Source organism: Belliella filtrata (assembly GCF_022549775.1).
Classification (GTDB): domain Bacteria; phylum Bacteroidota; class Bacteroidia; order Cytophagales; family Cyclobacteriaceae; genus Belliella; species Belliella filtrata.
The window spans coordinates 1-13,325 of sequence record NZ_JAKZGP010000030.1; the positions used below are offsets into that span (position 1 = coordinate 1).

At 37.8% G+C, this 13,325-nt stretch carries 15 protein-coding genes; 11 read left to right on the plus strand and 4 right to left on the minus strand.

All coding sequences use genetic code 11. From position 1 onward, the window contains the following. Nucleotides 1–297: 297 nt before the first annotated feature. Nucleotides 298–582 (minus strand): hypothetical protein, encoded by a 285-nt coding sequence (locus tag MM239_RS12000; protein WP_241348487.1) that lies wholly within the window; start codon nucleotides 580–582, stop codon nucleotides 298–300. 50 nt (nucleotides 583–632) lie between these two features. On the opposite strand from MM239_RS12000, the gene MM239_RS12005 reads away from it, so the two are divergent. The 3 genes from MM239_RS12005 (at nucleotide 633) to MM239_RS12015 (ending at nucleotide 2,562) form a co-directional block, all read left to right on the plus strand. Continuing rightward, a complete protein-coding gene (locus tag MM239_RS12005; RefSeq protein WP_241348488.1) occupies nucleotides 633–1,277 on the plus strand; it encodes a CDC27 family protein in 645 nt (214 codons plus the stop codon). Between the two features lie 64 nt (nucleotides 1,278–1,341). Continuing rightward, nucleotides 1,342–1,515: a hypothetical protein gene (locus MM239_RS12010; RefSeq protein WP_241348489.1), complete on the plus strand. Its 174-nt coding sequence runs from the start codon at nucleotides 1,342–1,344 to the stop codon at nucleotides 1,513–1,515. 432 nt (nucleotides 1,516–1,947) lie between these two features. Further along, nucleotides 1,948–2,562: a phosphatase PAP2 family protein gene (locus MM239_RS12015; protein WP_241348490.1), complete on the plus strand. Its 615-nt coding sequence runs from the start codon at nucleotides 1,948–1,950 to the stop codon at nucleotides 2,560–2,562. A 5-nt stretch (nucleotides 2,563–2,567) separates the two neighbouring features. Here MM239_RS12015 and MM239_RS12020 read toward each other — a convergent pair whose 3' ends face one another. Both MM239_RS12020 and MM239_RS12025 read right to left on the minus strand, forming a co-directional pair. Then, entirely contained in the window at nucleotides 2,568–4,145 is a 1,578-nt protein-coding gene (locus MM239_RS12020; RefSeq protein WP_241348491.1) for an ArnT family glycosyltransferase, read from the minus strand. Nucleotides 4,146–4,358: 213 nt separating this feature from the next. Then, nucleotides 4,359–4,961 carry a trimeric intracellular cation channel family protein gene (locus MM239_RS12025; protein WP_241348526.1) on the minus strand — a complete coding sequence of 201 codons (603 nt, stop codon included), beginning with the start codon at nucleotides 4,959–4,961 and terminating at the stop codon, nucleotides 4,359–4,361. Between the two features lie 136 nt (nucleotides 4,962–5,097). Between MM239_RS12025 and MM239_RS12030 the strand changes: the two genes are divergently transcribed. From MM239_RS12030 to MM239_RS12040, 3 genes are all read left to right on the plus strand, one after another. Continuing rightward, on the plus strand, nucleotides 5,098–5,337 hold the full coding sequence (locus MM239_RS12030) for a Kazal-type serine protease inhibitor family protein (RefSeq protein ID WP_241348492.1): 240 nt from the start codon (nucleotides 5,098–5,100) through the stop codon (nucleotides 5,335–5,337). Nucleotides 5,338–5,502: 165 nt separating this feature from the next. After that, nucleotides 5,503–6,603 (plus strand): vWA domain-containing protein, encoded by a 1,101-nt coding sequence (locus MM239_RS12035; protein WP_241348493.1) that lies wholly within the window; start codon nucleotides 5,503–5,505, stop codon nucleotides 6,601–6,603. A 4-nt stretch (nucleotides 6,604–6,607) separates the two neighbouring features. After that, nucleotides 6,608–8,134, plus strand: a complete 1,527-nt coding sequence (locus MM239_RS12040; RefSeq protein WP_241348527.1) for a P-loop NTPase family protein — start codon at nucleotides 6,608–6,610, stop codon at nucleotides 8,132–8,134. Nucleotides 8,135–8,286: 152 nt separating this feature from the next. Here MM239_RS12040 and MM239_RS12045 read toward each other — a convergent pair whose 3' ends face one another. Continuing rightward, nucleotides 8,287–8,709 (minus strand): nucleoside-diphosphate kinase, encoded by a 423-nt coding sequence (locus MM239_RS12045; protein ID WP_241348494.1) that lies wholly within the window; start codon nucleotides 8,707–8,709, stop codon nucleotides 8,287–8,289. A gap of 190 nt (nucleotides 8,710–8,899) precedes the next feature. Here MM239_RS12045 and MM239_RS12050 point away from each other — a divergent pair, with 190 nt between their 5' ends. From MM239_RS12050 to MM239_RS12070, 5 genes are all read left to right on the plus strand, one after another. Then, complete coding sequence (locus tag MM239_RS12050; RefSeq protein ID WP_241348495.1) at nucleotides 8,900–9,940, plus strand: DHH family phosphoesterase; 1,041 nt, start codon at nucleotides 8,900–8,902, stop codon at nucleotides 9,938–9,940. Beyond that, nucleotides 9,927–10,865, plus strand: coding sequence for an FKBP-type peptidyl-prolyl cis-trans isomerase (locus MM239_RS12055; protein ID WP_241348496.1), 939 nt, complete (start codon nucleotides 9,927–9,929; stop codon nucleotides 10,863–10,865). Before MM239_RS12050 ends, MM239_RS12055 begins: the two co-directional genes overlap by 14 nt. An 11-nt stretch (nucleotides 10,866–10,876) precedes the next feature. After that, a complete protein-coding gene (locus MM239_RS12060) occupies nucleotides 10,877–11,419 on the plus strand; it encodes an FKBP-type peptidyl-prolyl cis-trans isomerase (protein ID WP_241348497.1) in 543 nt (180 codons plus the stop codon). 23 nt (nucleotides 11,420–11,442) lie between these two features. After that, entirely contained in the window at nucleotides 11,443–11,997 is a 555-nt protein-coding gene (locus tag MM239_RS12065) for an FKBP-type peptidyl-prolyl cis-trans isomerase (RefSeq protein WP_241348498.1), read from the plus strand. Between the two features lie 117 nt (nucleotides 11,998–12,114). Further along, a complete protein-coding gene (locus MM239_RS12070) occupies nucleotides 12,115–13,317 on the plus strand; it encodes an NAD(P)-dependent oxidoreductase (protein ID WP_241348499.1) in 1,203 nt (400 codons plus the stop codon). Nucleotides 13,318–13,325: the final 8 nt, after the last annotated feature.

The following is a 13,325-nucleotide window of genomic DNA, read 5'->3' on the forward strand; positions in this document are numbered from 1 at the left end:
CCTAAAACCCAAATCAAAAACTAATATAGCGAATGCTAATATGCTAATAGATTGAATTATAGTATTATTCAATTCAAATAATTTCCGGATCTTTAAGATCCTTTCATCTGGACTTGTGAAAAATTTACTTTCCATATCTTTAAAGAATCGGAAAGGTATTAAAATAGAAATAAAGAGAAAAGGTTATTCAATAAATTCAACATTAATCTAAACACTAGCCCTGATAATGTTTACCCTCTATTAATAGGGTGTTTCATTATAGACTCAATTAAATCTAATTAAGTCAGTTTTTCAAAATCATTTTTTCTTCAACCCCTTTCCCTTTTTTTTGCTCCCTTTTCTTTTTTTCTGATACTTCATTTCATGCATTTGAATACATTTTTTAATTGCTTTTTGGTCATCAGAAAAAGCATTCTCACTCATTAAACTATTGCTTAATCCTAAATTTTGAGAATTACCCAATTTTGACTCAATTTCTTGGAAAAGCGTACTTAATTTAATCACATCTTCTGTAAATCGGTTCGAAACAGGTAAAGTTTTGCCCAGTCGATCATTCAGTAAAGGATTTTCTCCAGACCGCAACGACTAATAATCTGAATACTTTACTAAGTGCTGGAAAAACAGAATATGAAATGCACAAGTTTGAAAATCCGATTTCACTTGGGAACCACCACCTACGTCAAGCATTAAAAGATATAATTGAAACTGATTTCACCATAGGTTATGAACAACTTCTAAAAGCTTATGCTAATACTTCCATTGACCAAGATATCGTAAGAGATCATGTGCTTTTGAATTTACTAACCAAGGTTGAACAAGTGATGATAGACTCTTACCCGATAAACAAACCATCATATCGTTCAAGTCGTTTAATTGGCACAGTCTATTTCTTATTACAAAAATATAACTCAGCCATTCAATTTCTAAAGCCTTGTTTAAGGCACGATGACAGTAGTATTGCCCATAACTTGTGTGCCAAAAGCCTGTGGCATCTTAAGGAATTTCACAAATCCTTAATGATGGCCGATAAAGCACTTTCTTTAGTGGAGAATTCAAGAAATTTTCTTCTGAAAACCACTATTTTAAATCCCTATTTAGAGGAGAACACAAACAACGATCTCGTTAGCAAAAGCTTTTATTTGGAGTATAATATCGCGGCATTAAATCTTAGTGCCACAAATCAGGAAGCATATGAAGCAATACTAGCTTTTACAACTAGAGAGGGTATAAAAGTTGACCTACCCTCTATATATAATATTCAAGAAAGAAGTCCTTAAAAAAAATATAGATCGTACTTTTTTTGACAATATTCTTCAATCTATCAAGAAAAACAAAAGGAAATTGGTTCAAAGTGCTATTAAACCTGATCATCAAGAAAATGAAGTAGGGGACTTAAAAGAAGATGAATCATTGTTGTTAACTATTGATGAGTTGAGTGATGATATTTCTGATGAAGAATTAATTGAAGATATGATTCATGAATTCTTTGATGATGAAACTAATGAGTATTATTAAAGAAAATAGATTTAGGTTTCAGTAAGCTATTGGAAAACTAATTAGAGGTTAATAGAATTGACCTGATTACATTTTGATCTTGATCGATCTATGTATTTGTCCGTTTTGGATGTCCGTATAACAACAATTTTTCGTATATTTGATCAAGACGTTTTCAAGTTCATCGGCACTCAAACTGGTTCAAAAAAAATGAGAACTGAACGGTGAACTGCTTGAAACTTTCTTTGGTAAGTAGTTGATAAAAAGAGATTTACAGGATAGGGTGGTCGTCCAGTCACTCCGACATAATTCAAATCCTTGTTTTTTTAGGGGAATTACTCGCATCTTTGTCCGATAAATAGATTTCATCCAACCAATTAATTCATCACTTAGATAATAAACACTGTGATTCATTCCCAAAATAAGATTTCCACTTTTACCATTTGTATGATCGTGACAAGCATATTTTTTAGCCTTTTGATATTTTTTTATGGAAGTGAGTTCATTTCACTCACTGTCAATGCCCACCATAATCCTTTCTTGGATGTATTTTTCAAGTACAATACACACCTTGGAGACGGATTGATCTTTCTACTTTTCATACCCGTTATCTTTATGCGAAAGTATAGCTATGGCTTGATGGTGAAATTGGCTATAGTGATTCACATGATTATTGTTTTTGTGGGCAAACAGATCATATTTCATGGTGAGCCGAGACCCATGAGTGTATTTGAAGGGATGTCGCTTCATTTAGTGGATGGTGTGAAGATTGCCTACCTCAACTCTTTTCCCTCTGGACACACAGCAACAGTGTTTCTTTTGGCAGCTATACTTGCTTTAGGCAAACCAGTAAAGCCAGTATATCAAGTCTTGATCTTTCTTGCTGCGGTCGTTGTTGGTTTTAGCAGGGTTTACTTGATGCAGCATTTCTTGATCGATGTCCTTGCAGGCATGTGGGTCGGGTACAGTTCATTTTGTATTGCGAGCTACCTGGTTGCTAAGTTTCCCGAATCTTGGAGAGAATTTCACTTGGGGGAATATTTCCAAGCTAAGTTATCTAGCCACTAATCCATTTACCTTGGAGACTCTTCGAGCTGAACAATTACCGTTATGGGGGTTTCGAAAAGATCGTTTGCCTCGGTTAGTATTTTGAATGTGTAGCCCTCATCTTCAAATTGCTGAAGTGAACTTTTTCTCGTAATTATCAAATCCCCTGTTTTGGCAGTTACGGGATCTATCAAAGGAATAGGTCGCTGCAGGTAAAAGACAAAAGAAGGGTTTGGGATTCCATAGTAATAGATGTTTTCTTGACCCTCCCATATATGCTGTGTTTTGAAGACGGGGTTTTGCTTGTCTATAGCAGGCATCACCCAAAGTAGAAAAATAAGTGTGACCGTGGCCAAGCTAAAAGCAAGACTTCCGAAAGCATAAGGTAGTTTTTTTCTGAAAGTAAAGAAAAATGAAAGTGCCAAGGGTATCAAGGCTATCAAAAAAAGATAGGCCATAGGATGGATATCTTTAATATAGTCGATTTGAGCAAGGCCAAAACTCCCGCCAATTCCTAGTCCTAAGACCAATATTGTACTTGTAAAAAGAAGGGTAAGTTGAATTTTTTGATTTAATCGATCACTAATGAATATGGCCAATAGGATCATAAGCCAAGGATATGCCGGTGTGGTATAATTGGGAAGTCTCGTAGATGCAAAGCTAAAAAACACGATAACAGCCACCGATGCAATGCTTGCGAATAGCAAAACATCAGGTTTTTGTCCAATTGCCTCCTTTTTTGACTTCAAGACAAATCGAAAAGCTGCTGGAATGTATAGTACAAATGGGAATATACCCAATGCCACGAATAGCCATGTTTTCAAAAACAAGCCTCCATGTCCTTCCATTGGTGCTCCAAATCTTGACAAGTTATGGGTCAAGAAAAACTCTTCTAGCCAGTTGCCGCCTGTTCGGACACCTACCAGAATGTACCATGAGCTAGCGATGGCAAGTAGCATCACGATAGGGCCAATTCGGAACCAGGGGCCTAGCCTAAACTCCCTTTTGAGAATGATAAAGGCAAGAAAAGTTACTGTATAAAGCAATATAGCAACTGGGCCCTTTGTCAATGTCGCCAATGCTAAGAAGGCATAGGAAATGTATTGAAGTTTTGGCTCTTGGTAGTTGCCTTGGTAGTATCTGAATCCATACAGGTAGGATACTGTCAAAAATGAGATCAGAAATGGATCAGGCACTGCCATGTGAAATTGGATCATCCAATGGATGTTTGCAATACTAAGTAGAAGGTAAAAGATGGTAGCTCGATCTCCAAACTGTTTTTTGAGGAAGGCAGCACACATCCCAATACAAAACAAGCCCGCTAATGCTGGGAAAAAACGAGCTCCAAATGGTGAATAACCAAAAAGCTTGTACCCCGCCATGAAAAAGTAATAGTGTAATGGAGGCTTATCAAACCTTGGCTGATCGTTGAAAGTTGGAAGGATAAAATCGTTCCTTTCTAGCATTTCATATGCTGCCACTGCATTTTTTGCTTCATCTAGGGCATAGATACTTAGCTTCCCAATGCCAGAAAAGTGGAGCAAGACAAGCATGCCGAAGAGTAGGATGTAAAGAATATTTTGCTTAGAAAGGGTCGAATTCATGTCCAAAATTAAGACATGAAATGGTAAATCCCATAAGCTTTCATTTTACTTGACAAATATATCAAGTTTATCAAAAGAGAAATTGGATTATATAATGCCTAAAATCCGCAGACCTTTCAGTTATTAGAAATAATCAAGAGAAATCTGGAAGGTCTATTGGCACTATAAATAATAGATTAAAGCATTTTCTTGTGTATTTCAGGAATACTTCGATCAATCCAAAGTGGGGAGGCTAAGCTTGTATTTTACTGCAATCAGCCTGATACTGATCACGACAGACATCGATATCAAAAGATTATAGTCTCTCTCAAGTCCAACATGATTGAGAATCAGGTATAAAATAGCGCCTGCCAGACAAGCTGAAGCGTAAATCTCTTTTCTGAAAAGTATAGGAATTTCATTGGTCAATGTATCTCGCAAAACACCACCCATTACAGCTGAAAACATCCCCATGATAGCGGCGATTTCTACACTAGCCCCTAGGCTAAGGGCTTTTTCAACCCCAAGAACTGTAAAGAATCCAATCCCGAGGGTATCAAACAAAAACATGGTTCTTCTTAACTTTAGCAAGTGTTTTTGAAAAAGGAAAGCAGCAATGATTCCTCCAAATATCGCATATAGTACATGAACATCTCCAATCCACACCAAAGGATAGCTGCCTAAAAGAATATCTCTCAAACTACCACCTCCAATCGCTGTGATAAATCCTGTGAAGCCAGCGCCAAACAGATCATGCTCTCGGCCTCTTACAGCCAAAGCACCAGAAATAGCAAATACAAAGGCTCCTGCCAATTCTAATGGGTATTGTAAATCCAAGGCTTGTGTTTTTATTAGTTTAAGCTTGGCTAAGTTAAGCAAAATGAAGATTGGAAATGTAAGGTTTGTATTAATATTCACGCCCTTTGTAGCGTTTACTTTATACATCTCGTCTAGTTGAAAAAATGTCACTACTATGAAATACTTGAAAATTAGCTTTTTACTTTGGTTGGTGATGGCCATTGCTGCATTTCAATGTGAAGACATGGCACCAAACGAATTGGTGGACTGTATCGATCCAAATGATAAATACAAAGATTTAGCTTGTCTTATGATCTATGATCCAGTATGTGGCTGCGATCAAAAAACTTATGGCAATAGCTGCGAGGCTCAAAGGGCAGGAGTAAAATCCTACACAAAGGGGGCCTGTGAATAGTTATTTAAACATTCCTTGTTTGATAGGAGAGGTATTCTTTAATGCCTTAATCTCAAAGGTAACCTATATGATCTGATTAGCGGTATTTTTACAGATATACATATTTTTTAAATTTTATCAGCATAATCCAAACTTGCGAGTCCATGATCTTGTTATAAGGTCAATATGAAAGGATTCAGATTTACAAAGTATATACCGCCGCAGGATCCTGAAAAAAACAATTTCGAAAACCTCCTGCAGATTTTTTTGCAACTCGTTACAATGACTGGTGGTGACGTCGCTGAGGCGCTCAGTTGGTTAACTAATCTTGATAAACAATACAATCTCACTAATGCCAGCTATGGAATTGGTGACTTTATTGATGAGCTCAAGTCAAAAGGTTACCTTACTGAAGAAAATCAAAAAGGAGAATTTAAAATCACTGGAAAAGCTGAGCAGACGATCAGGAAGTCAGCACTAGAGGAGATTTTCGGAAAATTGAAAAAGTCCAAAGGTGGTCAACACAAGACTACATTCTCTGGCCCAGGTGATGAAAAAGGGTCTGATAGGAGAAACTACTCCTTTGGTGATAATTTAGATCAGATTGCTTTGACAGACTCGCTGCGCAATGCCCAGGTGAACCACGGTTTTTCTGGGGATTACCTTCTTACAGAAGATGATCTTGAAGTGGTTGAAAACGAAATGCGTACCCAGACTTCAACAGTTTTGATGATTGATATCTCTCATTCCATGATTTTGTATGGGGAAGATAGGATTACTCCAGCTAAAAAGGTAGCTATGGCACTTGCCGAATTGATAAAAACTCGCTACCCAAAAGATACATTGGATGTGATTGTGTTCGGTAATGATGCCTGGCAGATTGAGATCAAAGATCTACCTTACTTGCAGGTCGGTCCTTATCATACCAATACAGTGGCAGGGTTAGAGCTGGCAATGGACCTTTTGAGAAGAAGAAAAAATCCCAACAAGCAAATTTTCATGATCACTGACGGTAAGCCCACTTGCTTGAAGGTTGGAATAAAGTATTATAAAAATAGCTTTGGGATAGATAGCAAAATCCTCAATGAAACATTAAAGCTTGCTGCCCAATGTAGAAAATTGAAAATTCCCGTGACTACATTCATGATAGCTTCAGATCCTTATTTGAAGGAGTTTGTCAAAGAATTCACAAAAGTCAATAACGGGAATGCTTACTACAGCAGTTTGAAAGGACTTGGAGATTTGATTTTTGAGGATTATAGAAAAAATAGAACGAAAAGATTTTAGAATGATGGAATATAGTCAATTGAATACGAAAGATTTGTTGAAAATCAGGACTTTGGGAGAACTCAAAGCTGCGGGTTATGAATCAAAATCTATCAAGGAGGAACTGAGGCAAAATTTGATTAAGAGTATCAAGTCAGGAGAAAAAGTTTTTGAAGGGATTTGGGGCTATGAAGATACCGTGATCCCTGATATCGAGCGTGCCATACTTTCTCGTCACAATATCAACTTGCTTGGTCTCAGAGGTCAAGCAAAGACAAGGATAGCGCGAATGATGACATTTTTATTAGATGAATTTGTCCCAGTAGTAGAGGGGTCAGAGCTCAATGATGATCCGCTGATGCCTATTTCATCATTTGCTACCAGTCTCATAGCGACCAAAGGAGATCATACGCCGATCACTTGGTGGCATCGAGCTGATCGATATACAGAAAAGCTTGCTACGCCAGATGTGTCTGTAGCGGATCTTATCGGTGATGTGGATCCTATCAAAGCAGCCACGATGAAGCTTTCCTACAATGATGAGCGCGTGATACATTATGGACTTGTACCACGATCGCATCGCTCCATTTTTGTGATCAATGAGCTCCCAGATTTGCAAGCAAGAATACAAGTAGCGCTTTTCAACATCCTACAAGAAGGAGATATCCAGATCAGGGGATTCAAGTTAAGGTTACCTTTGGACATACAATTTGTATTCACTGCCAACCCGGAAGATTATACCAATAGAGGATCTATCGTGACACCTCTCAAGGATAGAATAGAGAGTCAGATCATTACCCATTACCCAAAATCAATAGAGATAGGAAAGCAAATAACGTCTCAAGAAGCCAAGCTCGAAGGGAAGCCATTGGAGCAGATCTACATGCCAGAGTTAATGAAGGACTTGATCGAACAAATTGCTATAGAGGCGAGGCATAGCGAGTATGTAGACGAGAAGAGTGGGGTTTCAGCGAGGTTGACGATTTCGGCTTATGAAAACTTAATCTCGGCAGCAGAAAGAAGGCTTTACATTCATGGCGAACAAAATACAGTCGTCAGGGTGTCTGATCTGATAGGCATCATTCCTGCAATAACAGGTAAAGTAGAGCTAGTCTATGAAGGTGAGCAAGAAGGAGCTGGACTTGTGGCTTACAACTTGATCGGTAAAGCCATTAGGACCATGTTTTCGGATTTTTTCCCTTCACCAGAACAGAAGAAAAAGGAAAAGACAGGAAATCCATACATTTTACCTTTGTCTTGGTTTGGAGAAGGGAATTCCTTAGATATCATTGCTTCACAATCTGACAAAGCTTATAAGACAGCCTTGCATCAGGTTCCAGGATTAGAGGAAATTGTGACAACTCATGTCAAGCAACTCCATGAAAGGGAGAAGGAGTTTTTTATGGAGTTTGCCTTACATGGCTTGGCTGAATATAGTCAATTGAGTAAAAAACTTCTAGATACAGGCATGCAGTTTAAGGACTTGTTCAGCTCGATGTTTGATATGGGAGCTCCAGATGAAGATGATTTTGAAGATGAAGAGGATCTGTGATCATGCTGTCTTACACATTGCGTGCTCAAAATGTAGGCAGTTTTGCAAAGTATAATGTTATATCTTAATGCAATGAATGGACGGTTATAAACAAAAAAAAGCCTTGCTCTTATAGAAAGATGCAAGGCTTTTTTGATGCTTTTAGCTGTTTTTTAAAGAACTCTTTCAGCTTGATTGAAAAAGAAGTTGCCTTCGATGGCAGCATTATCATCAGAATCAGAACCATGCACTGCATTAGCTTCTATTGATTTAGCGAAAATCTTTCTGATTGTTCCTTCAGCTGCATCGGCCGGGTTGGTAGCACCGATTAGTTTACGGAAATCTTCTACTGCATTGTCTTTTTCGAGGATAGCTGCGAAAATTGGTCCTGAAGACATATAAGCACAAAGGTCATTATAGAAAGGTCTTTCTTTGTGTACTTCATAGAATTTACCAGCAAGTTCAGCTGTTAGTTTTGTAGCTTTCATTGCCACGATTTTGAAGCCAGCTTCTTCGATCATTTTCAAGATTGCACCAGAGTTGCCCGCTTCAAAAGCGTCAGGCTTGATCATGGTGAAAGTTCTGTTAGTTGCCATATTAATAGTATTGTTGCTTTTTTGAATTCGAGTGCAAAAGTACATGAAATATGTGAAGTTCCGAAAGAAGGGGGTTAAATCTATGTTATCACCTTAAGCTATAGAAGATTATGATAATTGGGAATTTTGAAAAATTATCATGACCTTTGCAAGCTGTCTTCTCTAAATGAGAGACCACAAAAGCTTAAAAATGCAATCAATAGAGTTATTTAAAAATAAAATTGCCTCGCCAGCCAAGATTGTAATCACGACTCATCACAAGCCAGATGCGGATGCATTAGGCTCTTCACTTGGGTTGAAAAATTACTTGATCAAAAAAGGCCATGAGGTTACTGTCATCACACCTTCAGATTATCCGTCTTTTTTACATTGGATGAAAGGCAATGATGAGGTGATAAATTTTGAAGATCCGAATCAAAAAGATAAAGCTATTCAGATCATCGCTGACGCTGAAATTATCTTTTGTCTCGACTTCTCTTGCTTGAGCAGGATACAGTCGATGGAGGAGTATGTGAAAGAATCAAACGCATACATTGTCAATATAGATCACCACCAAGACCCCAAAGATTTTAGTCAATTCAGGTATTGGAGCACAGAGGCTGCGGCTACCTGTGAGCTTGTGTATGAGCTGATAGTGAAAATTGGAGACAAAGAACTTTTAGACTCAGATATAGCAGATTGTTTGTATGCGGGTATTATGACAGATACAGGTGGGTTTAGACATCCCAATACTACCAAAAATGTGCATATGATCACTGCGGAGCTTATTGCTTTAGGGGCTGATAATACCAAAATTTCTAAGCTCATATATGATACAAATAGTGTCAATAGGCTGAAGTTTATCGGTTTTGCTATTTCAAGAAGACTAACAATCAATCAAGATTTAAGAATCGCATACTTTGCCATTTCTAAAAAGGATTTGAAAAAATATGCCTCTCAGACTGGTGATACAGAAGGTCTGGTGAATTACGCTTTGTCTATAGACGGAATCAAAATTGCGGCCCTTTTCACAGAACGTGAAGATGGTATCAAAATCTCATTCAGGTCAGTGGAAGAAGTGGCAGTCAATAAGTTTGCTCAGGAAAACTTCAACGGTGGAGGTCATAAAAATGCATCAGGAGGAAAATCAGACTTGACATTGACCGAAACAACAGAGAAATTTGAAAAATTAATCAAAGAGAATATTAAAACTTTATACAATCAATTAGATCTCATCCATGAAAAAAATTAAAAGCATTTTATTGTCAGCAGCCGTATTAGCTGCGGCTGTTTCTATGTCAGCTTGTACCAAGACCAAGAAGACTACATCTGATGGCATAGAGTATACATATATCAAAGAGGGAAAAGATAGCCCGAAAAACGGTGAGTATGTATTGTACAATTTGATTGCAATGACAGGTAGTGATTCTACTTTTATCTCTACTATAGATGATATGGCTCCTCAAGTATTCCAATACAATGACTCTGCATCGACCAATCTTGGTGTAGAAGAGATCATCCTTGGACTTAGAAAAGGAGATAGTATCACATTTGCAGCTCCTGCAGCTAAGATTTTTGGTGAATTCAATGTGCCGTTTTTCTTGAAAGCTGAAGATGATGTAAAAATCAGACTAGGTGTGATTGATGTGTTGGACGAAGATGGTGTACAAGCCTATTTCACTGCCCTACAAGATGCACAGATGAAAAAGCAAACTGAGAATGCAGCAAAGCAGCTTGAAATTGATGTAAAACTCATTGAAGAGTATATTTCTGAAAATAATTTGAATGCAACCAAGACAGAGTCGGGTCTATTTTACGTCATAGAAGAAGAAGGCAGCGGAGAGCAGATCGAGGCAGGTCAGACAGCAGAAGTAGACTATGCAGGCTACCTATTGGACGGCACTATCTTTGACACAAGCAACAAAGAGAAGGCCCAAGCTGGAGGAGTTTATAATGAGCAAAGAGACCAAGCAAATCAGTACGTGCCATTAGAAGTACAAGTAGGTGTGGGTAGAGTGATTCCAGGATGGGATGAAGGTCTATCTTTATTGAAAAATGGATCAAAAGCGAAGTTTTTGATTCCTTCTACTTTGGCTTATGGTGATAGACAATCAGGTGCTGTGATCAAGCCAAACTCCGTTCTGATCTTCGATGTCGAAGTTAAGGATGTAAAATAATTAAAAACTTTATGAAAAAGTTAAGCTTACCAGTCATTGCAATCATGTTGTTCTTTTCCTGTATATCTGAGCAAGAAAATTACAGTATCAGGTTAGAACAAGACAAAGAGGCCATTGAAGCTTATTTGGAAGAAAATCCAATAGATCACGTCCATAAATATGAAGATGTTAATAATGGTGTCTACATATTTTGGAAAGAGAAGATGAATGGAGATGAAGAATATGTCTTTGGGGATACTTTGTTTATCGATTATACTGGACGCTTACTTAATGATAAAGTTTTTGATTCAACCAATGACAGTATAGCAAGAGCGCATCAAGTTCACAATCCACAGCGTCAATATAAGCCTTGGGAATTTATTGTGGGAAGGCAAAGTGCTATTCAAGGCTTTATCTTTGCATTAAGTAAAATGCAAGAAGGTGATGATTTGGTTACTATATTCCCGTCTCTTTATGGCTATGGATCTCAAGTGAATGGCAATATTCCCGCAAATTCTCCGTTGATTTTCGATATCAAGCTTGTCAGAGTTGGCAAATTCGAGTCAGACGATTAGGATTCATTAAATAATCAATTTGAATGAAAAAAATAAAGTTAATACTATTGATTCCAATTTTGGCTTTCATCAGTTGTGAGGAAATGAATCCATTTGGACCTCCGCCTTATGATATAGAAGGGAATCTTGCAAGAGATAGGGAGATAGTGGATGAGTACTTAGCCAATACACCTATCGACAGCTTGTATAGAGTTCATGATCCTTCTGGTGTCATTGTCATTGTACAAGAAGAGGGTACTGGCTCAAGACCAACTACTAATAATGTTGTATATACAAATTATATTGGAAGCTTACTTGACGGGTCTGTTTTCGATACCAATATAGAAGCAGTAGCAAGGGAAAATGATCTTCATTCCGAAAATAGTACTTACAATCCTTTAGTATTTACAATTCCGGCATTGAACAGTACTGGTTCAACGATCCAAGGCTTTGGTTTAGGCTTTAGAAGATTAAGGTCAGGGTCTAAGGGGGTACTTATCATACCTTCTCCGTATGGCTATAGAGATTCAGGGTCAAATGAAAATATTCCACCTAACTCAGTATTGAGATTTGATGTTGAGTTTCTTGGATTAGATTAAATTATAAAACTTAAAAAGGCAGCGTTTTCGCTGCCTTTTTTCTTTGGTGTTCATTCAATTTTTTTCTCTATATTAAGGTCTTGGTGTAGTTTTTCAATGTAAATAGCCCGAGACCCTATGAAGATAGCCTTGATAAAAGAAGGGAAGCGTCCCGCTGATCGAAGAGTAGCTTTTACTCCAAGTCAGTTGATTAACATTCAAGAAAATTTCCCGGATTTGATTTTCAAAATTGAGCCTTCTGATGTTAGGTCTTTTGAAGATGAGGAATATCAGTCTTTAGGCTTAGAAGTAAGCACGGACCTCTCTGACTGTGATTTGCTGATAGGGATCAAAGAGGTGCCTGTGCCACAACTTATACCCAATAAATCCTATCTTTTCTTTTCACATACTATAAAGAAACAGCCATTTAATAAGCTCCTACTGGAAGCCATATTGGAAAAACAAATTAAGCTGATAGATTATGAAGTGATTAAGAATGCTGATGGGGAGCGCTTAGTAGCTTTTGGTAGATGGGCAGGTATAGTAGGTGCTTATAATGGGCTATGGACATATGGTCAAAAGTCCGGCTTGTATGATATCAAGAGGGCGTTTATGTGTTTTGACCGATCTGAGCTTGATGAAGAATTGTCTAAAGTTCAGCTACCTCCTATCAAGATTGTAGTCACTGGTACAGGAAGGGTCGGAAAAGGTGTGGTTGAAGTATTGCTTACAGCAGGCGTAAAGCAAGTTGATCGACAGGGATTTTTGACTTCATATTTTGATGGCCCTGTTTTTACAGTTCTCTCTTCTTCAGACTATAACAGAAGAAAAACGGACGGAGGATTTGATAGGATAGAATTTTATCAAGACCCAAGTGGCTATGAAAGTCATTTCTTGAAGTTTGCTGAAGTCAGCGACATCCTAATGGCTGCGGCATATTGGGACAGTCGAGCTCCAAAATTGTTCATTCCTAAGGACATTCAATCAGAAGATTTTAACATTTCCGTCATTGCGGATATTACCTGTGACATTCATGGTTCTGTTCCGACCACAATTAGAGCATCTAGAGTTGCAGATCCAGTTTATGATGTTGATCGACATACTTTCGAAGAGCTACCAGCATTTGGGAAACAAGATAGTATTTCAGTGATGGCTATTGATAATTTACCCTCTGAATTACCGAGGGATGCATCAGAAGCATTTGGGGAAATGTTGATGCAACACTTTATCCCTGAGCTAATGAAGGATGATTCAGAAATCATTCGTAAAGCTACTATTACAGAAAATGGGGAATTGACAGATGACTTTTTATATTTGACAGATTATGTACAAGGTGACTAAGCAATAAT